The organism is Burkholderia ubonensis (assembly GCF_902833085.1).
Taxonomy (GTDB): Bacteria; Pseudomonadota; Gammaproteobacteria; order Burkholderiales; family Burkholderiaceae; genus Burkholderia; species Burkholderia ubonensis.
This window is the reverse complement of record NZ_CADFEB010000016.1, coordinates 61961-84724: the sequence shown is the minus strand read 5'-3', so window position 1 is coordinate 84724 and position 22764 is coordinate 61961. Positions and strand designations below refer to the sequence as shown.

20 protein-coding genes and 2 rRNA genes are annotated in these 22764 nt (G+C 68.1%); 14 read left to right on the top strand and 8 right to left on the bottom strand.

Annotation, left to right across the window (positions count from 1 at the left end):
• Together HWX31_RS34250 and rrf are read left to right on the top strand one after the other, a co-directional pair.
• Nucleotides 1-74 (top strand): 23S ribosomal RNA (locus tag HWX31_RS34250); the annotation flags it as partial.
• A gap of 230 nt (nt 75-304) precedes the next feature.
• A 5S ribosomal RNA gene (gene rrf / locus HWX31_RS34245) occupies nt 305-417 on the top strand.
• Nucleotides 418-507: 90 nt separating this feature from the next.
• Here rrf and HWX31_RS34240 read toward each other — a convergent pair.
• Complete coding sequence (locus HWX31_RS34240; protein WP_174961540.1) at nt 508-1200, bottom strand: TetR/AcrR family transcriptional regulator; 693 nt, start codon at nt 1198-1200, stop codon at nt 508-510.
• Nucleotides 1201-1554: 354 nt separating this feature from the next.
• Between HWX31_RS34240 and HWX31_RS34235 the strand changes: the two genes are divergently transcribed.
• The 11 genes from HWX31_RS34235 to HWX31_RS34185 all read left to right on the top strand — a co-directional run bounded on the left by HWX31_RS34235 (nt 1555) and on the right by HWX31_RS34185 (nt 15141).
• Complete coding sequence (locus HWX31_RS34235; protein WP_174961542.1) at nt 1555-2835, top strand: Zn-dependent hydrolase; 1281 nt, start codon at nt 1555-1557, stop codon at nt 2833-2835.
• Nucleotides 2836-2960: 125 nt separating this feature from the next.
• Nucleotides 2961-4298: an NAD(P)-dependent oxidoreductase gene (locus HWX31_RS34230; protein ID WP_174961544.1), complete on the top strand. Its 1338-nt coding sequence runs from the start codon at nt 2961-2963 to the stop codon at nt 4296-4298.
• Between the two features lie 70 nt (nt 4299-4368).
• Nucleotides 4369-5676: an NAD-dependent dihydropyrimidine dehydrogenase subunit PreA gene (gene preA, locus HWX31_RS34225; protein WP_174961546.1), complete on the top strand. Its 1308-nt coding sequence runs from the start codon at nt 4369-4371 to the stop codon at nt 5674-5676.
• A gap of 106 nt (nt 5677-5782) precedes the next feature.
• Nucleotides 5783-7291: an NCS1 family nucleobase:cation symporter-1 gene (locus HWX31_RS34220; RefSeq protein ID WP_174961548.1), complete on the top strand. Its 1509-nt coding sequence runs from the start codon at nt 5783-5785 to the stop codon at nt 7289-7291.
• Between the two features lie 38 nt (nt 7292-7329).
• Nucleotides 7330-8787: a dihydropyrimidinase gene (gene hydA / locus HWX31_RS34215; RefSeq protein ID WP_174961550.1), complete on the top strand. Its 1458-nt coding sequence runs from the start codon at nt 7330-7332 to the stop codon at nt 8785-8787.
• A gap of 313 nt (nt 8788-9100) precedes the next feature.
• Nucleotides 9101-10090, top strand: a complete 990-nt coding sequence (locus HWX31_RS34210) for a nucleoside-specific channel-forming protein Tsx (RefSeq protein WP_174961552.1) — start codon at nt 9101-9103, stop codon at nt 10088-10090.
• Nucleotides 10091-10139: 49 nt separating this feature from the next.
• The gene (locus tag HWX31_RS34205) at nt 10140-11186 is read left to right on the top strand and encodes a purine-nucleoside phosphorylase (RefSeq protein WP_174961554.1); all 1047 of its coding nucleotides are present in this window, start codon (nt 10140-10142) and stop codon (nt 11184-11186) included.
• Nucleotides 11187-11289: 103 nt separating this feature from the next.
• Nucleotides 11290-12543 carry a NupC/NupG family nucleoside CNT transporter gene (locus HWX31_RS34200; RefSeq protein WP_059754061.1) on the top strand — a complete coding sequence of 418 codons (1254 nt, stop codon included), beginning with the start codon at nt 11290-11292 and terminating at the stop codon, nt 12541-12543.
• Between the two features lie 15 nt (nt 12544-12558).
• Complete coding sequence (deoC, locus tag HWX31_RS34195) at nt 12559-13359, top strand: deoxyribose-phosphate aldolase (RefSeq protein WP_415492938.1); 801 nt, start codon at nt 12559-12561, stop codon at nt 13357-13359.
• A 17-nt stretch (nt 13360-13376) separates the two neighbouring features.
• Complete coding sequence (gene deoA, locus HWX31_RS34190; RefSeq protein ID WP_174961556.1) at nt 13377-14696, top strand: thymidine phosphorylase; 1320 nt, start codon at nt 13377-13379, stop codon at nt 14694-14696.
• Nucleotides 14697-14751: 55 nt separating this feature from the next.
• Complete coding sequence (locus tag HWX31_RS34185) at nt 14752-15141, top strand: cytidine deaminase (protein WP_010099527.1); 390 nt, start codon at nt 14752-14754, stop codon at nt 15139-15141.
• Between the two features lie 56 nt (nt 15142-15197).
• Here the strand turns inward: HWX31_RS34185 and HWX31_RS34180 are convergent, their stop codons facing one another.
• From HWX31_RS34180 to HWX31_RS34150, 7 genes are all read right to left on the bottom strand, one after another.
• The gene (locus HWX31_RS34180; protein WP_174961558.1) at nt 15198-16313 is read right to left on the bottom strand and encodes an aromatic ring-hydroxylating oxygenase subunit alpha; all 1116 of its coding nucleotides are present in this window, start codon (nt 16311-16313) and stop codon (nt 15198-15200) included.
• 295 nt (nt 16314-16608) lie between these two features.
• Nucleotides 16609-17352, bottom strand: coding sequence for a peptide-methionine (S)-S-oxide reductase MsrA (gene msrA, locus HWX31_RS34175; protein ID WP_059711077.1), 744 nt, complete (start codon nt 17350-17352; stop codon nt 16609-16611).
• Between the two features lie 32 nt (nt 17353-17384).
• Entirely contained in the window at nt 17385-19247 is a 1863-nt protein-coding gene (locus HWX31_RS34170) for a cytochrome c biogenesis protein DipZ (protein ID WP_174961560.1), read from the bottom strand.
• A gap of 31 nt (nt 19248-19278) precedes the next feature.
• On the bottom strand, nt 19279-19794 hold the full coding sequence (msrB, locus tag HWX31_RS34165) for a peptide-methionine (R)-S-oxide reductase MsrB (protein ID WP_059586653.1): 516 nt from the start codon (nt 19792-19794) through the stop codon (nt 19279-19281).
• Nucleotides 19795-20012: 218 nt separating this feature from the next.
• The gene (locus HWX31_RS34160; RefSeq protein ID WP_174961562.1) at nt 20013-20417 is read right to left on the bottom strand and encodes a cupin domain-containing protein; all 405 of its coding nucleotides are present in this window, start codon (nt 20415-20417) and stop codon (nt 20013-20015) included.
• Nucleotides 20418-20421: 4 nt separating this feature from the next.
• Nucleotides 20422-20901, bottom strand: coding sequence for a carboxymuconolactone decarboxylase family protein (locus HWX31_RS34155; RefSeq protein ID WP_174961564.1), 480 nt, complete (start codon nt 20899-20901; stop codon nt 20422-20424).
• 193 nt (nt 20902-21094) lie between these two features.
• Nucleotides 21095-21595, bottom strand: a complete 501-nt coding sequence (locus tag HWX31_RS34150; protein ID WP_174961566.1) for an Ohr family peroxiredoxin — start codon at nt 21593-21595, stop codon at nt 21095-21097.
• A gap of 425 nt (nt 21596-22020) precedes the next feature.
• On the opposite strand from HWX31_RS34150, the gene HWX31_RS34145 reads away from it, so the two are divergent.
• Complete coding sequence (locus HWX31_RS34145) at nt 22021-22764, top strand: SDR family oxidoreductase (protein WP_174961568.1); 744 nt, start codon at nt 22021-22023, stop codon at nt 22762-22764.

The window sequence follows — 22764 nt, the reverse complement described above, 5'->3', positions numbered from 1 at the left end:
GTTGATAGGTCAGGTGTGTAAGCGCAGTAATGCGTTCAGCTAACTGATACTAATTGCCCGTAAGGCTTGATCCTATAACAAGTCTGCCTTATGTCGATGATCGTTAGTGCTTCAGCACTTACGAGCATCCCACGCAGAGCGTCGAGCAGCAAAGCTGATCGATGCGGCGCGCCGGTTGAAGTACCGGTGACCTGCGTAGAAGGACGAGACAAGTTGGATTCTCGTGTGTGATACACACAACTCAAAATTACTGCTTCTTCCCAGATTGGTTCTGTTGGCCAAGCCAGCAGAACAACCCTCTTTGCCTGATGACCATAGCGAGTCGGTCCCACCCCTTCCCATCCCGAACAGGACCGTGAAACGACTCTACGCCGATGATAGTGCGGATTCCCGTGTGAAAGTAGGTAATCGTCAGGCTCCCCTTAGCCAGAAACCCCCGCCCATCAGGCGGGGGTTTTTGCATTTCCAGCGTCGAAAATATCTCCGCCCACCGCGCGCCAGCGCCGCCTATCGATTCACGTTCGGCGAAACCGCCCCGCATGCACGAATCACGAGCTGCACGACCTGCTCGGTCTTCTCCGCGAACGCCTTCTGCGTGAGCGCGCGCTTGCCGCTCAGCGCGCGGATCTGCGCATCGAAGTCCGCGTAATGCTGGGTCGTCGCCCAGATCAGATACATCAGCGCCTGCGCGTCGATCGGCGCGAGCAGTCCGCGCGCGATCCAGTCGTCGATCACCTTCACGCGCGTATCGAACCACGGCTTGACACGCTGCGCCAGGATGTCCTGCATGTGCTCCGCGCCGTGGATGATCTCGTTCGCCCACACCTTCGAGCCCAGCGGCCGCCGGCGCGACAGCTCCATCTTCGCTCGCACGTAGCCGCCGATCGCTTCGACCGGGTCGTCGCTGCTTTCGAACGTGTTGGCCGCCCGATGCCAGTCCTCGAACAGGTCTTCGAGCACCCGGCGGTACAGCGCCAGCTTCGTCGGGAAGTAGTAATGCAGATTGGCCTTCGGCAGGCCCGCGCGTTCGGCGATCATCGCCGTGCTCGCGCCTTCGAGCCCGCGCTCCGCGAACACGGCTTCGGCGCACGCGAGCAGATGCGCTTCATTCGACTCCCGGATGTGCGCCTTGCGCCGCCGCAAAGGCGTGGGCGTTGCTTCGCTTTCCATCGCTTCGGTTACGGCTTCGTCACGTTTCATCGTTGGCCTCGCACGGCGCGGATACCGCGTTGCGCTTCATTCTAGCCGCTCGTCCACGAGCTGGCACGCACCCGGATTGCGTTGCACACCACGCGATGTTGCGACGCAGTGGCACGCTTCTCGCTACAAGTCTTCACGCAAGAAAGACATTGATTTGCCGATGGGATTCGCCTAAAACCTGTCCAATCGGACAGGATTGGACGAGCGGCGGAGAACCCCGGCGAATCGCCCGGTCACTCGCCGGCAGTGAACCGGAAACGTGCACCTTGTGCGTGCGGCCATGCCCCGGAACAGGCCGCGCATGCACCGGCAGCGACTGAACCGACAGCATGACTGATCAGAGGAGCGACGCGAATGAACGCGGTATCCGAAGCAGCGAAGCGGGCGGCACTCGACCCGTCGATCAAGGTCGACGGCAAGCGTTTGTGGGACAGCCTGATGCAGATGGCAAAGATCGGCGCCACGCCGAAAGGCGGGGTCTGCCGTCTTGCCCTCACCGATCTGGACAAGGCCGGCCGCGACCTGATCGTCAGCTGGGCGAAAGCCGCCGGCTGCGCGGTGACGGTCGACCAGATGGGGAACGTGTTCATGCGCCGCGAGGGCCGCGTGCCGGGCGCGCCGCCCGTCGTCACCGGGTCGCATGCGGATTCGCAGCCGACCGGCGGCCGGTTCGACGGCATCTACGGCGTGCTGGGCGGGCTCGAAGTGATTCGTAGTCTTAATGACCACGGTATCGAGACCGAGCATCCGGTCGAAGTCGTGATCTGGACCAACGAGGAAGGCTCGCGCTTCGCGCCCGCGATGGTCGCATCGGGCGTGTTCGCCGGTGTGTTCTCGCTCGACTACGGGCTGTCGCGCAAGGACGTCGACGGCAAGACGATCGGCGACGAGCTCGCGCGCATCGGTTATGCGGGCGACGTGCCGTGCGGCGGGCGTCCGCTGCACGCGGCGTTCGAGCTGCATATCGAGCAGGGGCCGATTCTCGAAGCCGAGCAGAAGACGATCGGCGTCGTCACCGATGCGCAGGGGCAGCGCTGGTATGAAATCACGCTGACGGGACAGGAGGCGCATGCCGGCCCGACGCCGATGCCGCGTCGGCGCGATGCACTGCTGGGCGCGTCGCGCGTCGTCGATCTCGTCAACCGGATCGGGCTCGATCACGCGCCGTTCGCGTGCGCGACGGTCGGCATGATGCAGGTGTTTCCGAATTCGCGGAACGTGATCCCGGGGCGCGTGTTCTTTACCGTCGACTTCCGGCATCCGGACGACGCCGTGCTCGCGCAGATGGATGCCGCGCTGCGCGACGGCGTCGCACGCATCGCGGGCGGCATCGGTCTCGGCACGCAGCTCGAACAGATCTTCTACTACAAGCCCGTTGCATTCGATGCCGACTGCGTGGGGGCCGTGCGCGCCGCGGCCGATCGCTTCGGCTATTCGCATCGCGACATCGTGTCGGGCGCGGGCCACGACGCGTGCTATCTCGCACAGGTCGCGCCGACGTCGATGGTGTTCGTGCCGTGCGTCGACGGCATCAGCCACAACGAGATCGAGGACGCGACGCCCGAATGGATCGAGGCGGGCGCGAACGTGCTGCTGCACGCGATGCTGTCGCGCGCGTGCGAACCCGCTTCATGACGACGCAGCCCTAGCCGGCATTCCCGTTATCGACTGACCGCATCGCCCATAAAACCGCCGTCCCGGTTCCGCATTTGCGCAGCCGGCAGGTACGGCTATGTCCTCACTTTGACGAAGGAACGTGTATGGCCACCCAGCAAACCGGCGATATCGCCGCGCACCGCCTGTCGTCCACGCAACTCTCGTGCGAATTCGCCGACATCGCGCCGCTGCTCGATCCGACCGCCGCGGCCGCGGCGGCGAGCCGCTGTCACTACTGCTACGACGCGCCGTGCGTGCACGCATGCCCGACGCAGATCGACATCCCCGGCTTCATCCGCAAGATCGGCAACGGCAACCTGAAAGGCGCGGCGACCGACATCCTGTCCGCGAACCCGCTCGGCGGGATGTGCGCACGCGTGTGCCCGACCGAGATCCTGTGCGAAGGCGCATGCGTGCGCAATCACCAGGACGCGCAGCCCGTCGCGATCGGCGCGCTGCAGCGGCACGCGACCGACTGGGCGATGGCAGCGGGCGCCGTCGCGTTCCGTCGCGCGCCCGACACGGGGCGCCACGTCGCGGTGGTCGGCGCGGGGCCGGCGGGGCTTGCGTGCGCGCATCGGCTCGCGCTCGCGGGGCACCGCGTCACGCTGTTCGACGCGCACGCGAAGGCGGGCGGGCTCAACGAATACGGCATCGCGGCCTACAAGACCGTCGACGATTTTGCGCAGCGCGAGGTCGACTGGCTGTTGTCGGTGGGCGGCATCGAGCTGAAGACGGGCATCGCGCTCGGACGCGACGTGGCGCTCGACGCGCTGCGCCAGCAGCACGATGCGGTGTTCCTCGCGATCGGCCTCGGTGGCGTGCGCGCGCTGGCGCTCGACGGCGAGGATCTTGCAGGCGTGATGAATGCGGTCGATTTCATCGAGCAGGTGCGGCAGGCAGATGCGCTCGAGAGCGTGCCGGTCGGGCGCCGCGTGGTCGTGATCGGCGGCGGCAATACGGCGGTCGATGCGGCGGTGCAGAGCCGCAAGCTCGGCGCGGCGCGCGTCACGATGGTCTATCGCCGCGGCGTGGAAGCGATGAGCGCGACCTGGGCGGAACGCGAGTTCGCGCAAAAGAGCGGCGTCACGCTCGTCACGCACGCAAAGCCGGTGCGCCTGTGCGGCGTCGACGGGCAGGTGACGGGCGTGGAGTTCGAGGCGGCGTCGGGCGAACGTTTCACGATCGACGCGGACATGGTGCTGAAGGCGATCGGCCAGACCCTCGTGCCGGTCGGCATCGAGCGCGAACTGCTGACGCTCGACGGCAGCCGGATCGCGGTCGACGCGGACGGGCGGACCACGTTGCCGGACGTCTGGGCGGGCGGCGATTGCGCGGCGACGGGCGGCGTCGACCTGACGGTCCAGGCCGTGCAGGACGGCAAGCGCGCGGCGGCTTCGATCGACGCGGCCCTCGTGCGGCGCGACGCGCAGGCGGCCTGAGCCGGCAGCACGGACACGCATCGCCCACCTGATCGATTACGACGACGACCCCACTCTCACGGAGCCGAACATGGCCGACCTTCGCTGCACCATCGCGGGCATCACTTCGCCGAATCCCTTCTGGCTCGCGTCCGCGCCGCCAACCGACAAAGCCTACAACGTGAACCGCGCGTTCGAGGCGGGCTGGGGCGGCGTCGTCTGGAAGACGCTCGGGCTCGATCCGCACGTCGTCAACGTCAGCTCGCGCTACGGCGCGGTGCAGTGGAACGGCCAGCGCATCGCGGGGCTGAACAACATCGAGCTGATCACCGACCGTCCGCTCGACGTGAACCTGCGCGAGATCGCGCAGGTGAAGCGCGACTGGCCGGACCGCGCGCTGATCGTGTCGCTGATGGTGCCGTGCAACGAACGAGACTGGAAATGGATCCTGCCGCTCGTCGAGGATACGGGCGCCGATGCGGTCGAACTCAACTTCGGCTGCCCGCACGGGATGAGCGAGCGCGGGATGGGCGCGGCCGTCGGGCAGGTGCCGGAGTACGTCGAGATGGTCACGCGCTGGGTCAAGGAAGGCACGAAGCTGCCGTGCCTCGTGAAGCTGACGCCGAACATCAGCGATATCCGGACGGGCTCGCGCGCCGCCTACAAGGGCGGTGCGGACGGCGTGTCGCTGATCAACACGATCAATTCGATCGTCGCGGTGGATCTCGACCAGATGGCGCCGATCCCGACGGTCGACGGCAAGGGCACGCACGGCGGCTACTGCGGCCCGGCCGTCAAGCCGATCGCACTGAACATGGTCGCCGAAATCGCGCGCGATCCGCAAACGCCGAACCTGCCGATCTCCGGCATCGGCGGCATTTCGACGTGGCGCGACGCGGCCGAGTTCATCGTGCTCGGCGCGGGCAGCGTGCAGGTGTGCACGGCCGCGATGCATTACGGCTTCCGGATCGTGTCGGATCTCGTGGACGGCCTGTCGAACTGGATGGACGAGAAAGGCTACGCGACGCTCGACGACGTGCGCGGGCGCGCGGTGCCGAACGTCACCGACTGGCAATACCTGAACCTGAACTACGACATCAAGGCGCGCATCGACCAGGATCGCTGCATCCAGTGCGGGCTGTGCCATATCGCGTGCGAGGACACGTCGCACCAGGCGATCACGCGCGAGAAGGACGGCGTGCGCCACTTCGAGGTGATCGACGCGGAATGCGTCGGGTGCAATTTATGCATGCATGTGTGCCCGGTCGAGCAGTGCATCACGATGGCGCGTGTCGACGCGGGCGGCTATGCGAACTGGACCACGCATCCGAACAATCCGGCGCGCGTCGACGCAGGCGCGAGTGCGGCTCAGCCCGCGAAACACGCGAAGGCTGCCTGACCGGCGTGCGGCACCCGGTACCGGTCCGGGCGCCGTTTCCGATCCTTCCGGTCCGGCGTCGCGCGCCATGCGGCGCGGGCGTGGATGATTCCGTGGAGCGTTTTCGATGAAGCTGACAGCGAACCCCGCCGATCCCGACGGCGCAGCCGCGCACGGCGGCAGTCTCTACAACGACGACCTTGCGCCGACGACGGCCGCGCAGCGCACGTGGAAGTGGTATCACTTCGCGGCGCTGTGGGTCGGGATGGTGATGAACATCGCGTCGTACATGCTCGCGGCCGGCCTGACCGAGGAGGGCATGTCGCCGTGGCAGGCGGTGCTGACCGTGCTGCTCGGCAACCTGATCGTGCTCGCGCCGATGCTGCTGATCGGTCACGCGGGCGCGAAGCACGGCATCCCGTATGCGGTGCTCGTGCGCTCGTCGTTCGGCACGCAGGGCGCGAAACTGCCGGCGCTGCTGCGCGCGATCGTCGCGTGCGGCTGGTACGGCATCCAGACCTGGCTCGGCGGCAGCGCGATCTACACGCTGCTGAACATCCTGACCGGCAATGCGTTGCACGGCGCCGCGCTGCCGGTCCTCGGCATTTCCGTCGGGCAGCTCGCGTGCTTCCTGGTGTTCTGGGCGCTGCAGCTCTACTTCATCCTGCACGGCACCGATTCGATCCGCTGGCTCGAAAGCTGGTCGGCGCCGATCAAGGTCGTGATGTGCGTCGCGCTCGTCTGGTGGGCGACGTCGAAGGCGGGCGGATTCGGCTCGATGCTGTCGGCGCCGTCGCAGTTCGCGGCCGGCGGCAGGAAGGCCGGGCTGTTCTGGGCGACGTTCTGGCCGGGCCTGACCGCGATGGTCGGCTTCTGGGCGACGCTCGCGCTCAACATCCCGGACTTCACGCGCTTCGCGCATTCGCAGCGCGACCAGGTGATCGGGCAGTCGATCGGGCTGCCGGTGCCGATGGCGCTGCTGTCGGTCGTGTCGGTGGTGGTGACGTCGGCGACCGTCGTGATCTACGGCAAGGCGATCTGGGATCCGATCGACCTGACGAGCCGGATGACGGGCATCGGCGTCGGCATCGCGCTCGTGATCCTCACGCTCGACACGATGTGCTGCAACCTCGCCGCGAATCTCGTCGGTCCTGCTTACGATTTCTCCAGCCTGTGGCCGAAGCGGATTTCGTATCGCACGGGCGGCCTGATCACCGCGACGATCGCGATCGTGATGATGCCGTGGAAGATCCTCGCGACGACCGACGGCTACATCTTCACCTGGCTGGTCGGCTATTCGGCGCTGCTCGGGCCGGTCGCGGGCATCCTGATGGTCGACTACTTCCTGATTCGCGGCACGCAGCTCGATACGCGCGCGCTGTTCGACGAGCACGGCCGCTTCAGCTACGCGCGCGGCTGGAACCCCGCGGCGCTCGCCGCACTGGCGGCCGGTGTGCTGCCGAACCTGCCGGGGTTCCTGCATACGGCGTTTCCCGCGTCGTTTCCGAACGTGCCGGCGTTGTTCAACACGCTGTACACCTACGCATGGTTCGTCGGCCTCGTGCTGGCGTCGGCCGTGTATGGAACGTGGATGAAATGGCGCGCCGGGCAAAGCGCGCAGGTGGCGAGCGCCTGAACGGCACGGACATTGTCAGTCAACGAGGAGGCAGCAACATGGCAACCCTGATTCGCGGCGGCACCGTCGTCGATGCGGACCGCACGTATCGCGCGGACATCCTGTGCGCCGACCCGCAGGACGGCGGCACGATCCTGCAGATCGCGGAGCGGATCGATGCGCCGGCCGGCGCGACGATCGTCGATGCGCACGACCAGTACGTGATGCCGGGCGGCATCGATCCGCATACGCACATGGAGCTGCCGTTCATGGGCACGACGGCGAGCGACGATTTCTTCACCGGCACCGCCGCGGGGCTCGCGGGCGGGACGACGAGCATCATCGATTTCGTGATCCCGAGCCCGAAGCAGCCGCTGATGGACGCGTTCCGCGAATGGCGCGGCTGGGCGGAGAAGGCGGCGGCCGACTACGGCTTCCACGTCGCGGTGACGTGGTGGGACGAGTCCGTGCACCGCGACATGGGCACGCTCGTGCACGATCACGGCGTGTCGAGCTTCAAGCACTTCATGGCGTACAAGAACGCGATCATGGCCGACGACGAGATCCTCGTGAACAGCTTCTCGCGTGCGCTCGAACTCGGCGCGCTGCCGACCGTCCATGCGGAAAACGGCGAGCTGGTGTTCCGCCTGCAGCAGGCGCTGCTCGCGCGCGGGATGACCGGGCCGGAAGCGCATCCGCTGTCGCGTCCGCCGGAAGTGGAGGGCGAGGCCGCGAACCGCGCGATCCGCATCGCGCAGGTGCTCGGCGTGCCGGTCTATATCGTGCACGTGTCGGCGAAGGACGCGGTGGACGCGATCGCGCGCGCGCGCATCGACGGCCTGCGGGTGTTCGGCGAAGTGCTGCCGGGCCATCTCGTGATCGACGAAGCCGTCTATCGCGATCCGGACTGGACGCGCGCGGCGGCCCACGTGATGAGCCCGCCGTTCCGCTCGGCCGAGCATCGCGAAGCGCTGTGGCGCGGGCTGCAGTCCGGGCAGCTGCATACGACGGCGACCGATCACTGCGTGTTCTGCGCGTCGCAGAAGGCGATGGGCCGCGACGACTTCACGAAGATCCCGAACGGCTGCGGCGGCGTCGAGGACCGGATGTCGGTGCTGTGGCATCACGGCGTCAATCACGGGCGCATCACGCCGAACGAATTCGTGCGGATCACGTCGACGAACGCCGCGCAGATCTTCAATCTGTACCCGCGCAAGGGCGCGGTGCAGGTGGGGGCGGACGCCGATCTGGTCGTGTGGGACCCCGCCGCGACGAAGACGATTTCGGTCAGCACGCATCATCAGAAGGTCGACTTCAATGTGTTCGAAGGGATGACGGTGCAGGGCGTCGCGACGCATACGCTGACGCGCGGCGCGCTGGCGTGGGCGGACGGCGAGCTGCGCGCGGTGCGCGGCGCCGGGCGCTATCTGAAGCGGCCGCCGACCGCGGCCTACTACGACGCGGCGCGGCTCGCGAACCGGCTCAGGGAGCCGCATCCCGTCGAGCGAGACGGCTGAGGCCGCGCGCGCGGCTTCGCCGTCGTGCGTCGCCGCCGGGCCGGAACATGGCCACGGTCCCGGCGGCGGCCGGATGCCGCGCGCGCCGCAACCTGTCCGAACGGTCAATATATGGCACGCGATGTGCTTGATCCTTCCTGTTTCATCCGCAGAACACGCCTGAAGCTGACTGACTGGTCAACATCGATGCGCGCACGCACCTGAAACAGGCGGCGCGCTCGAATGTGGGGCAACCGGAACGCGGGGCGGGCCATGCTCGACGACGGGCGCGTCGAGCCTTCGACAACAACAATACGGACGCAGGATCAGGCGCATGTGCATAGAAGAACTGAATAACGAGTCAAGAGGTGAAAGGCATTCGAAATACCCGGCGGCACGCATCGGCCTCGCGCTGCTGACCGTCGCGGCCGGCATGCTGGCCGTGCCGCCGGTGCGGGCCGAGTCGCCGCCGGCCGGACCGCTGCTCGCGGAGAGCGGCGCGGTCGCGCCGAACCCGCCGCCGCCGCCCGCGCCGTCGCCGTACCTGTCGACGTGGTTTCACCAGAGCCTCGGCGTGATCGGGTCGAAGGACATCCGTTTCGGGCCGCACACGACCAACGACGTGTACCTGGAATACGAGTACTTCGGCAGGAAGGGCCCGTTCGACCTGTACGGCTACGTGGACGTGCCGCGCGTGTTCGGCGTCGGCAACGGCTACGACACGGGCGTCACGAACAAGGGCTCGCCGCTCTTCAGCGAACAGGAGCCGCGCGTGTCGATCGACGATCTCGTCGGCCGCCGCCTCGGCTTCGGTCCGTTCAAGGAGTGGTATGTGGCGTTCGACTGGATCTACGACCAGGGGCACAACACGGCGGGACGCCAGAACACGCTGTATGCGGGCTTCGGCACCGACATCGACACGCATACGAAGCTGCTGCTGTCCGCGAACCTGTACGTGCGCCGGCAGTGGGAAAACTACGGCGCCGCCAACCAGAACTCGTGGGACGGCTACCGCGCGCAGATGAAGTACATCTACCCGATCGGCACGTTCCACGGCGGCAATCTCACCTACGTCGGCTTCTTCAACTACGACTTCGGCTCGAAGCTGCGTGAGGAGTCGGGCGGCAATGCGCGCACCGACACCGCGTTCGTCTCGACCAACGTGCTGATCTATTCGTTCAAGCACTGGCGATTCTGGACCGCGGCCCGCTATTTCCATAACGGCGGCCAGTGGGACGGCACCGAGCTGAACTTCGGCGACGGGCCGTTCCGGAACCGTTCGACCGGCTGGGGCTATTACGCGAGCGTCGGCTACCAGTTCTGACGCCCGACGCCATCGCAGGAACCAAAGAACCACTCACACGAGGATTTCCATGATCAAGAAGGGATTGTTCCGACTGCTTGCCGTGCTGGCGCTGGCAGGCTCGTTCGCGACCGGCGCGCATGCGGCGGGCGACGGCGCGCGGCGGCCGCGCCCGGTCAAGGTGCTGATCGTCACGATGTTCGGGCCGGAAGGCAACGCGTGGCTCGATCGTCTCGGGCCGCTGCAGCGGATCGCGGTGCCGGGCCTGTCGCCCGACTATCCGGCCGTGAGCTGCACGCGCGACGACGTGTGCGTGCTGACGACCGGGATGGGCCACGCGAACGCGGCGGCCTCGATGGCCGCGCTGGTCTACTCGCGCCGGTTCGACCTGCGCCGGACCTACTTCCTCGTCACCGGCATCGCCGGCATCGATCCCGCGCAGGGCACGCTCGGCTCGGCGGCGTGGGCCCGCTACCTGGTCGACTTCGGCATCCAGTGGGAACTGGATGCGCGCGAGATCCCGGCCGGCTGGAAGTCGGGCTATCTGGGCATCAACACGAAGAGCGAGAACGACAAGCCGCCGCTCGACTACCGGACCGAAGTCTTCCAGCTGAACGAGGCGCTGCTGCAGAAGGCGCTCGCGCTGTCGCGCGGCGTGACGCTGCACGACAGCAAGGAAGCGGCCGCCTATCGCGCGAAGTATCCGGCTGCGCCGGCCAACCAGCGCCCGGCGGTGATCCAGTGCGACACGCTGGCGGGCGACACGTGGTTCTCCGGCACGAAGCTCGGCGAGCGCGCCAGTGAGTGGACGCGCCTCTTGACCGACGGCAAGGGGGTGTACTGCACGACGCAGCAGGAAGACAATGCGACCTTCGAAGTGATCCGGCGCGCGGCCGCGGCGGGCCTGGCCGATCCGCAGCGCGTGGCCGTGCTGCGCTCGGGCTCGGATTTCGACCGTCCGCCGCCCGGCGGCTCGGACGTCGACAACCTGCTCGACTATCAGAACCAGGGCGGGTTCGTGCCGGCGCTCGACAATCTTTATCTCGCCGGTTCGCCGCTCGTCAACGCGATCGTGAAGGACTGGACGCACTGGCAGCACGGCGTACCGGCCGAGTGACGGCGGCCGTGCGCGTGACACCGGCTCGCGCCGGATGCGGCGCGGGCATTTGACGGGCTCGCTGCCGGCGAGCGCGTTCCAACAACGAGAGAGGGGGCACCACGTGGATATTCTGCGCAGTCTGTCGGGCATGCTGTTCCTGCTGTTGATCGCCTATCTGCTGTCGAACAACCGGCGCGCGGTGCGCGGCCGCACGATGATCGCGGCGCTGCTCACGCAGCTCGCGATCGGCGCGCTCGTGCTGTTCGTGCCGGCGGGCCGCGCGGCGCTCGCGACGGCCGCCAACGGCGTCAACCGCGTGCTCGACATGGGCAACCACGGCATCGCGTTCGTGTTCGGCGGGCTGGTCGACAACCGGATGTTCCAGCTGTTCGGCGACGGCGGCTTCGTGTTCGGGCTGCGCGTGCTGCCGATGATCATCTTCGTGACCGCGCTGATCGCGGTGCTGTACTACCTCGGCGTGATGAAATGGATCGTCGCGATCCTTGGAGCCGCGCTGGCGAAGCTGCTCGGCGTGAGCCGGATCGAAGCGTGCTCGGCCGTCGCGACGATCTTCCTCGGGCAGAGCGAGATGCCGGCGCTCGTGAAGCCGTTCGTGAAGCAGATGACGAGCGCGGAGATCTTCACGGTGATGGCGAGCGGCATGGCGTCGATTGCGGGCTCGGTGCTGGTCGGCTATGCCGGCCTCGGCGTGAAGATGGAGTATCTGCTCGCCGCGTCGTTCATGGCCGTGCCGGGCGGGCTGCTGTTCGGCAAGCTGCTGTTTCCGACCGTCGAGCCGAGCCGCATCGTCGTCGAGGGGCTCGACTTCGACGACAAGCGCGCGGCCAACGTGATCGAGGCGGCCGCGTCCGGCGCGTCCGTGGGCCTGCGGATCGCGATCAACGTCGGCGCGATGCTGATCGCGTTCGTCGGGCTGATCGCGCTGATGAACCTGATCGTGAGCGGCGCGGCCGCGCTGGCCGGCTTTCCGCACGTCACGCTGCCGGGCCTGCTCGGCCGCGTATTCGCGCCGCTCGCGTGGATGATCGGCGTGCCGTGGCATGATGCGGTGCTGGCCGGCAACTTCATCGGCGAGAAGCTGATCTTCAACGAGTTCGTCGCGTACGGCGACCTGTCGCCGTACCTGAAGAACGGCGCGCAGGGGCTCGATCCGAAGACGGTCGCGATCGTGTCGTTCGCGCTGTGCGGCTTCGCGAACTTCTCGTCGATCGCGATCCTCGCGGGCGGCTTCAGCGCGGTCGCGCCGGAGCGCCGCTCGGAGGTGGCCCGGCACGGCCTGCGCGCGCTGACGGCCGCGACGCTGTCGAACCTGATGAGCGCCGCGATCGCCGGCCTGTTCTTTTCCCTGCATTGAGCGAGACTTGCCCGCATGAAGGCTTCTTCCCCCATCGACTCCGTGTCACGCAACCTGCTGGCCGAGGCGGCGCTCAAGGCGCTGCACCTCATCGATCTGACGTCGCTGAACGACGACGACACCGAAGCCCGGATCGACGCGCTGGCCGCGTCCGCCGACACGCCGGTCGGCACGCCCGCGGCGCTGTGCGTGTATCCGCGATTCGTCGCAACCGCGCGCGCCGCGCTGGCCGCGCGCGGCCTCGCGCTGCCGATCGCCACCGTGACGAACTTCCCGTCCGGCGACCTGCCGCCCGACGCGGCGGCGCGCGAAACCGCCGATGCGGCCGCGCTCGGCGCGGACGAGATCGACGTCGTGTTCCCGTATCGCGCGCTGCTCGCGGGCGACGCGCAGATTGGCCGCGAGCTGGTCGCGCAATGCCGCGCGGCCGCGGCCGGCAAGTGCCTGAAGGTGATCGTCGAATCGGGCGAGCTGCGCGAGCCGGCGCTGATCCGGCAGGCGAGCGAGATCGCGATCGAGGCCGGCGCGGATTTCATCAAGACGTCGACGGGAAAGGTGCCCGTCAACGCGACGCTCGACGCGGCCGCGATCATGCTCGGCACGATCCGCGAGTCCGGGCGCGCGGTGGGCTTCAAGGCGGCGGGCGGCGTGCGCACCGCTGACGAGGCGGCCGCCTATCTCACGCTCGCCGAGCAGGTGTTCGGGCCGGGCTGGGCGACGCCCGCGACGTTCCGCTTCGGCGCGTCGAGCCTGCTCGCGAATCTGCTTGCCGTACTCGGCCACGCGCCCGGCGCGGTCCGGCCATCTTCCTATTGATATTGAGGGGTTCGACGATGTTTCTGCCGCAGGAATTCATTCGCAAGAAGCGCGATCGCCAGCCGCTCGGCCGCGACGAGATTGCCGCGTTCGTGCGCGGCGTGACCGACGGGAGCGTCACCGAAGGCCAGGTCGCGGCCTTCGCGATGGCCGTGTATTTCAACGACCTGAGCGTCGACGAACGCGTCGCGCTGACGCTCGCGCAGCGCGATTCGGGCGAGGTGCTCGACTGGCGCGGGCTCGACCTGGGCGGGCCCGTGATCGACAAGCATTCGACCGGCGGCGTCGGCGACGTCGTGTCGCTGATGCTCGGCCCGATGGTCGCCGCGTGCGGCGGCTTCGTGCCGATGATTTCCGGGCGCGGGCTCGGCCATACCGGCGGCACGCTCGACAAGCTGAGCGCGATTCCCGGCTACGACGTCACGCCGGACACGCAGGCGTTTCGCCGCACGGTGCGCGACGTGGGCGTCGCGATCATCGGCCAGACCGCGCAGCTCGCGCCGGCGGACAAGCGGATCTATGCGACGCGCGACATCACCGCGACCGTCGAATCGGTCGCGATGATCACCGCGTCGATCCTGTCGAAGAAGCTCGCGGCGGGGCTCGACGGCCTCGTGATGGACGTGAAGGTCGGCTCCGGCGCGTTCATGCCGACCTACGAGAAATCGGTCGAGCTGGCGCGCAGCATCGTCGACGTCGGCAACGGCGCGGGGATGAAGACGACCGCGATCCTCACCGACATGAACCAGTCGCTCGCGCCTTGCGCGGGCAATGCGATCGAGGTGGCGTGCGCGATCGACTATCTGACCCGCAACGCGCGGCCGGCGCGGCTGCACGAGGTGACGATGGCGCTGTCGGCGCAGCTGCTCGTCACCGGCGGGCTGGCCGGCGACGCCGCGCGCGCGCACGCGATGCTGCAGCAGGCGCTGGATTCGGGCGCGGCCGCGGAGCGCTTCGCGAAGATGATCGCGATGCTGGGCGGCCCGGCGGACCTGCTCGACGCGCCCGCGCGTCATCTCGCGCGGGCCGCCGTGACCGTGCCGGCGCCGGCGCTCGCGAGCGGCGTCGTGCAGCGGGTCGATTGCCGTGCGCTCGGGCTGGTGGTCGTCGCGCTCGGCGGCGGCCGCACGCGCGCGGAAGACGCGATCGATTACGGCGTCGGGCTGTCGGCGCTGGCGGAGCTCGGGCAGCGCGTGGAAGCCGGCGAGCCGCTCGGCTTCGTGCATGCGCGCGACGCGGACGCCGCCGCGCGCGCGGTCGCGGAAATCCAGCGGATCTATACAGTGGGCGACACGGCCGACGCGCTGCCGCCGACGATCCATCAATGGGTCGACTGATGCGCGCGGCATCGCATCGACCCACACTCCCCCCATCACCCGAGGCATCGTCGCAATGGAACGAGACAAACTGATCGAGCAGGCCAAGGCGGCGCGCGAACGCGCGTACGCACCGTATTCGCGCTTCAAGGTCGGCGCGGCGCTGGAGGCGCGCGACGGCACGGTGTTTCACGGCTGCAACGTCGAGAACGCGTCGTACGGACTGTGCAATTGCGCGGAACGCACGGCGCTCTTTGCCGCGATCGCGGCCGGCTATCGTCCGGGCGATTTCGCGCGGCTGGCGGTCGTGGCCGACACGGACGACCCCGTCGCGCCGTGCGGCGCGTGCCGGCAGGTGATCATCGAAATCGGCGCGCCCGATATCGAGGTGATTCTGGGCAACCTGAAGGGCGACGTCGAAGTGACGACCGCGCAAGCGCTATTGCCGGGCGCGTTTCGTCTGTAGCGAACCCGCGCGGCGCGTCCCGTGACGCCGCCGCGCCGGTTCGGCTGCGTCAGGCGTCAGGCGTCGTCGCTCGCGCCCGCGTCGCGGATCGGGATCACCGTGCGGCCGCCGCAATGGCGCAGCAGGTCGCGCAATTCGTTGATGACCGGAAACACCTCGTGGTTCCGGTCGGCGCCCTGCGCGTCGTGCGCCGCCTGCTCGAGCTCGACGATCCAGCGGTCCTCCTTGAAGATGCGTTCGGTGAACCACACGAGCAGCGGCCACGCGAGATCCAGCGCGAACGGGATGCCGGGCTTGCGGATCGACAGCAGGCCGAACGTGCGGTTGGTGCGCTGCGCCGCGTCGAGCGGCACATAGACGATCCACAGGTCCATCACCAGCGTGCCTTCGCTCGAGAGGATGCGCAGCGTCTGGTACGGATAGCCGGTGCGGACCGTCATCACGCTCTTGTCGGTCTGGTCGCCGGCTTTCCTGCTGGCGCCGAACACGAGCGCCTCGCCGACGGGCTGCTTGCCCTCCATCCGCGCGAACGTGTAGTCGACCTCGACCCAGTCGTCGCCGCGGCGGCGGCCCACGGAACGCGCGCGCATCTGTCCCATCTGCCGCCGATGCAGGAACTGGTGGTTCATGTCCATCAGGTTCTCGTGCATGAACGAGTAATGGCACTTGACCTCGCGGCCGAAGCGGCGCGTCTTGTACGCGTTGTCCGTGACCGACGGCAGCTCGGGCAGCGGCCGCTCGCCGGCCAGCGCGGCATCGCCGGGAAACACGAAGATCAGGCCGTGCGCCTCGCGGCACGGATACGCGCGCACGCCGTTCGGCAGGCGCTCGCGGCCGAGGTAGGGCACGTCGATGCAGCGCCCGGTGCAGTCGTAGGTCCAGCCGTGATAGCAGCAGCGAATCGATTCGCCGGTCACGACGCCCTCGTGCAGCGGCACCTGCCGGTGCGCGCAGCGGTCCTCGAGCGCGAACACCGCGCCGGACGCGGTGCGTACCAGCACGATCGGATCGCCGGCAAAGCGCACGCCGAGCGTGCCGCCGCGCTTGACCTCGCGCGACCAGGCGAGCGGATACCAGTGATCGGGGTGAATCGGCACGCGCCGCAAGTCGCGCGTCTGCGTGTTGGCGGGCGGTTCGACGGGATTGCTGTCCAGCAAAGGCGCGATACGCATGCGTGACGTCTCCATCCGGGGTGGGAGCGGCGACCTTCGCCGAACGCGAGCGGCCGCCGTGATCCAGTTTACGCGAAGTTGCCCGGGGGGAGCCGGCCTTGCATGGCAGGGCTAGGGTTGTTCTCTACGAATCCGCGCGTGAGGAGGCGATGCGGCGATGCGATTCGCGGCAACGCGCAACGATCGGCACGGCACGACGAGATGCACGAAGCGGATCGTTGCGCGCGCGTCGATCTCGACGGCGGCGGCCGGCGGCGCGACGGGCCGTCGATACCCGCCGCGCGCGCCCGGCGTGTCAGAGATGCGTCTGCCGCCACAGCACCGCGTCGGACCGGTAGATCGACGGGAACAGCTGCTTCAGGCCGGCGACTTTCGGCAGGTCGTTGATCGCGATGTACGGCGCGTCCGGATGCAGCTCCAGATAGTTCTGGTGATAGGTCTCGGCCGGGTAGAACCCGTTGAACGGCTCGACGCGCGTGACGATCGGCGCGGGGAACACGTGCGCGTTGCCGAGCTGCGCGATGTACGCGTTCGCGACCGCGCGCTGCTGCGCGTTGGTCGGGAAGATCGCCGACCGGTACTGCGTGCCGTCGTCGGGGCCCTGGCGGTTGAGCTCGGTCGGGTCGTGCACGACCGAGAAGAAGATCTGCAGCAGCCGGCCGTAGGTGATCTGCGCAGGGTCGTAGACGATGCTGACCGATTCCGCGTGGCCCGTCAGCCCGGTGCCGACGAGCGTGTAGTGCGCGGTCGCCGCCATGCCGCCCGCGTAGCCGGCCGTGACCTGCTTCACGCCCTTCACGTGCTCGAACACGCCCTGCACGCCCCAGAAGCAGCCGCCGGCGAGGACGGCCGTCTCGTTGTGCGATGCAGCGGGCGTTTCGTCGAGCGCGGGCGCCGGCATGGCGGCGACCGGTTCGGCCGAATTGACGATGCCTTGATAACCGAACGCGGCCGCGGCGGCGACCGCGAGAACGGCGACGCGATGCCGGACGACGGCCCCGCGCCGCGGGGCCCGGTTGGGCGACGATGTCGTACTCACGATGTGCTCCTGTGCAAGAAGTCCGCCGGTGCTCAGCCGAACGTGAACGAATACGCGCGCACGCCCGGGTCGAGAAACTCGATCGAGAACGTGCGGTCCGCGATCGGGCCGGCCTGGCGGACGAGCTGATACAGCCGCTGTCCGGTCACGGTGCCGTAGCCGCGCGCGTCCACGTCCGCGCCGTGCGCGTCGCCGGGCGCCGCGCCGTCGAGCGTGACCCGGAAGCGCACCGGCCGGCCGTCCGCGTCGGGCCCGAGCACGAGGTGCAGGTCGCGCGCATGAAAGCGATAGACGATCCGGCCGGCCGGCGCCGCGAGCGCCGCGTCCTCCGCGCCGACCTTCCACGTGCCGGCGAGGCCCCAGCCGTTCAGGCCGGGCCGGGCCGGCGCGTCGTAGCGATGCGCGGCGTCGCGCACCACGCCGCCGGGCGACGCGAAATCCGCCGCGCGCGCATAGCCGACGTAGGTTTCGGGAGACCGGACGTCCGCGTTGTCGGCGGCGGCCTGCGCGCCTTGCGCGGGTGCGCCGGCAAGCCCGACCGGCACCTTCAGCGCGTCGGGACGACCCGCTTCGGCGAGCAGCGCCTGGATCGCCCGCTCCGATTCCGCGTACTCGCCTTCGCCGAAGTGGTGGCGGCGGATTCGGCCCTGCGCGTCGACGAAGTAGTGCGCCGGCCAGTATTCGTTGCCGAACGCGCGCCAGATCGCATAGTTGTTGTCGATCGCGACCGGATAGCCGATGCCCAGATCATGGACGGCCTTCCGCACGTTGCCGATGTCGCGCTCGAACGCGAATTCCGGCGCGTGCACGCCGATCACGACGAGCCCGTAAGGCGCGTACTTGCGCGCCCACGCATTGATGTACGGCAGCGTGCGCAGGCAGTTGATGCACGAATAGGTCCAGAAGTCGACGAGCACGACCTTGCCGCGCAGGCCGGCGGTGGTGAGCGGCGGCGAGTTCAGCCACTGCACCGCGCCGTCGAGCGGCGGCAGCGTGCCTTCGACCGGCAGCGCGGCCGGTGCGGCGGCGCGCATCGCCTGCACGGCCGGTTGCGGCGACGTGTCCGCGGCCTGCATCATCGCGCCGTCCGGCTGCGCGGGCGCGCCTGCGGCGGTCGTCGTGTCGCCCGCGGCGCCCGTCGCGGCCATCGCCGGTTGCGCGGCCGGCACGCGCCCCGAGAGGCGGTCGACGAGTTTCGTTTCGAGGCCGGCCGTGGTGACCGTCGACAGCTGCGCCAGTGCGCCCGTATCGAGGCCGAGCGCGATCGCGCCGACCCCGGCCAGCAGCGCGGCGCCGATCCCGCGCTTGATCCATTCGCCGGCGCCGAGCGAGCGCTTCATCGCGGCGAACACCTTGCCGCCGATCACGAGCGCGACGCCGAGCGACGTCGCCGCGCCGGCCGCATACGCGACGAGCAGCAGCGTCGTGCCGACGTTCGCGCCGTGCAGCGCGGCGCCGGTCAGCACGAGCCCGAGGATCGGCCCGGCGCACGGCGCCCACAGCAGGCCGGTCGCGATGCCGAGCAGGAGCGACGAGCCGGGGCCGGCCGGGCGGCCGTCGCGCTGCGCGAGCCCGGTGAGCCGGTTGCCGGCGGCGACGAGCGGGCGGGTCAGGTGTTCCGCGAGCCGCGGCATCAGCAGCGTCAGCCCGAACACCGCGAGCAGCGCGAGGGCGGCCCAGCGGCCGGCCTGGTTGGCCTGCGCGGCCCAGCCGCCGCCGACGGCGGCCAGCGTTGCGACGACGGCGAACGTGAGCGCCATGCCGACGAGGAGCGGCAGGCCGGAGCGCGTGAACGGCTGGTCGGCGCGCGCGAACACGAACGGCAGCACGGGCAGGATGCACGGGCTCAGGATCGTGAGCACGCCGCCGAGATAGGCGAGGACGATGAGCAGCATGAGGCAGTCTCCGTGGGGTTTCGGGGCGGGATCAGGCCGGGGTCGGGTGGAACGCGAGCGCGAGGCCGTTCATGCAGTAGCGCAGCCCGGTCGGCTTCGGCCCGTCGTCGAACACGTGGCCGAGGTGGCCGCCGCAGCGGCGGCACAGCACTTCGGTACGGATCATCCCGAACGACAGGTCGGTCTTCGTGATGACCGCGTGATCGAGCGGCGCCCAGAAGCTCGGCCAGCCGGTATGGCTGTCGAATTTCGTCGTCGACGAGAACAGCGGGAGCTGGCAGCCCGCGCACGCGAACGTGCCGGGCCGGTGCTCGTCGTTCAGCGGGCTGCTGTACGGCCGCTCGGTGCCGGCTTCGCGCAGGATCTCGTACTGGGCGGGCGTCAGCAGCCGATGCCATTCGGCGTCGCTGCGGGTGACTTCGAAGCCGCCGGCGGCCGGAGCGGCGACGGCGCTGCGCAACAGCGCGCGGCGGCCCGCGGAGGTCAGCGCGGCGAGCGCCGCGAGACCGGTGGCGCCGGCGAACAGAAAGCGTCTGCGGGTGTGCATGATGGGCTCCTGGGGGCGGGTCCTGGAAACATGCGCACAGCGTAGGGACGGACCGGTGTCGAAGTCCTCACGGAAAGTTAAAAGAATTGTGATGATTGCCCGGATGGTGCGGCGAGGTGCGCTGGAATCCGGGGCGAGCCGCGACTTTTCAGTGTTTTTTTAGTGTTCGCGGTGTCACGCAGGCGGCCCGGCGTTGCCGGGCCTCGACAACGGTGGCCCTACTTCACGGGCGTGAGGACCGGCGCACCCTTGTTCTTGATCAGGAACACGACGAACTTCGCGGGCTTTGTGCTGCTCGCATTTCGTCCGACCGTGTGCACGTCTTCCGGGCCTTCGTGGAACGTGTCGCCAGCGTGGAGCGTGACCTCCTTGCCGCCGTTCAGGCCCATCACGATACTGCCGTCGAGCACGTAGACGAATGCGTGCGCATCGTGACGATGAACGGGATCGACGCTGCCGGGCGGATAATCCACGACGATCATCTGGACTTCCTTGCCCGGATACTCGGCCAATGGCTCGGTGGTCAGCGGCGTGACCTTGGCTTGCGGTGCGGCGGCGGCCGGTTGAACGACCATCAGCAGCGACGATACCAGCGGCGCAAGAACCAGCATGATGCGTTTCATGTCGTTACTCCAGGTTCGCCTTGTCGAGCCCGAACATCTTGTCGAACGAGCCGGGCACGATGCGGAATGCGACATTCAGCCGGTTCCAGCTATTGATTGCGCCCACGAGGACGGTGAGATCCGACAGTTCCTTCTCTGAATAGTGTGCCCGCACGCGTTCGTACAGGTCGTCCGGCACGCCATGCGAGGGGAGGTGGGTCAGTGCGTCGGTCCATTCCAGCGCGGCACGCTCGCGCGGCGAAAACAGCGTCGACTCGCGCCAGATCGCGACGTGATGAAGGCGCAGTTCGCGCTCACCGTGGATTTTTGCCATCTTGATGTGCATGTCGACGCAGAACGCGCAGCCATTGAGCTGCGATGCCCGAATCTCGACGAGCTCGCGGACCGGCGCCTCGATCGTCGTTTTCTGAAACAACCCGTCCAGCCCGACGAGCTTTTTGGTCAGTTCCGGCGATTGCTGAAAGTAGTTGATACGTTGCGTCATGATCCGTTCTCCTGAACAGTGGAAGAGGTACTACCGGTCCTGCGCATAACGATTCACCGCAGGACCGGCCTGGCAACCATCGTAATCGCGGGCCTCGAGGGCCAGTAGTGCCGGGGACGTGCGCACTGTGTTGTCTCTTCGGCACCAATCGCCTGGCCGGTGCGGCGGTCGACTGCGCATCGTCGACGTGCAATCAGGCCGATACGACGATGACACTGCAGATTCCCTGCCGGGCCATCTTCGTATAGGGGCACAGGCGTTCCGTGTCTCGGACAAGGCCTTCCGCGACATGCGGGTCGACACCCGGCATGCGGACGGTGACGTTGGCAATCAGCGCATATCCACCATCGACCGGATCACGACCGAACGATACTTCGACGGCCACGGTCGTCTTTCCGATGTCGATCTGCGCGCGTTGTGCCAGCAGGCTCAGCGCGCCGTGAAAGCACGCGGCGTAGCCGGCGGCAAAGAGCTGCTCGGGATTGGTGCCGCCGCCCGGGCCGCCGAGTTCGGCGGGCAATCGCAGATCAAGGACGAGATGACCGTCGTCGGATCTCGCGACGCCCGATGCGCGGCCGTGCCCCGTCTCGCCGCCGGACACGGTGACGGTCGTCGTATAAAGAGGTTGAAAATCCCGGCCCCGATACCTGTCGAGGAGGGAAAGCGGAGGGGCCTGCAGCTTCTTGTGATCCATGATGCGTGCTCGAATTCAGAGACGCGGGGCCGCACTGCCCGGACAGACGGCGTCTTCGAGAAATGGTGCGGAGCGAACGATCGTTGAGGAGTACGGCAATCTTCCGGTGCAGCCCGATTCATAGTTCGACTACAGGGGAAAGACGCCTCCATGCTAGAGGAGTGCTAATGGCGGCGGTATGGCCGTCCGGGGCGATTGCATGTTTCCCGTTGGACACCAATCCGGACCCTGACACGGTCTCGTGAGCGACGCGAACAGACACGGCATGGACCAGTCCGATCGACGATTCTTGGCACTGATGGATAGGACATGATTCTTCCACAATGGCATCACGCGATGCGACGGCCATGACCGCCTTGATCGGATACGGCGCCCGTCACATGCGTCGCGCGTTCAATGAAATCCTTTCGTCAGGAGATTTTGCGATGAAGATCGTTGTCATAGGCGGTTCGGGCCTGATCGGCTCGCGTGTGGTCACGCTGCTCGGCGAAGCGGGCCATCAGGCGCTTGCCGCCTCGCCGCGCACCGGCGTCAATACCATCACGGGCGAAGGCCTGACCGACGCATTGACGGACGCGGACGTCGTCGTGGACCTGGCGAATGCGCCGTCATGGGAACCGCAGGCGGTGCTGGACTTCTTCCGCACGTCGGCACGCAATCTCGGCAAGGCCGAAGTGGCTGCCGGCGTGCGCCATCACGTCGCGCTGTCGATCGTCGGCTGCGACCGGATGCCGGAGAACGGTTATTTCGCGGCCAAGGTCGCGCAGGAGCAGGCGATCGAAGCGGCGGGCGTGCCGTACACGATCGTGCGTGCCACGCAATTCATGGAGTTCATCGGCGGTATCGCGGATTTCGGCACGGAGGGCGGCACGGTCCGCATCGGCGACGGACTGTTCCAGCCGATCGCCGCGGAAGACGTCGCGGTGCTCGTCGCGCAGATCGCGCTTGCCGGGCCGCTGAACGGCACGGTCGAGATCGCGGGCCCGGATCGCGCACCGTTCGCGGAGATCGTCGCGCGCTATCTGAAGTCGATCGGCGACACGCGCGCGGTGGTGACCGATCGCGACGCCCGCTACTACGGCGGCCGCGTCGAGGAAAAATCGCTGGTGCCGCTCGGGCCTGCGCGGCTCGGCCGCATCGGTCTCGACCAGTGGCTCGCGAGAACCTGA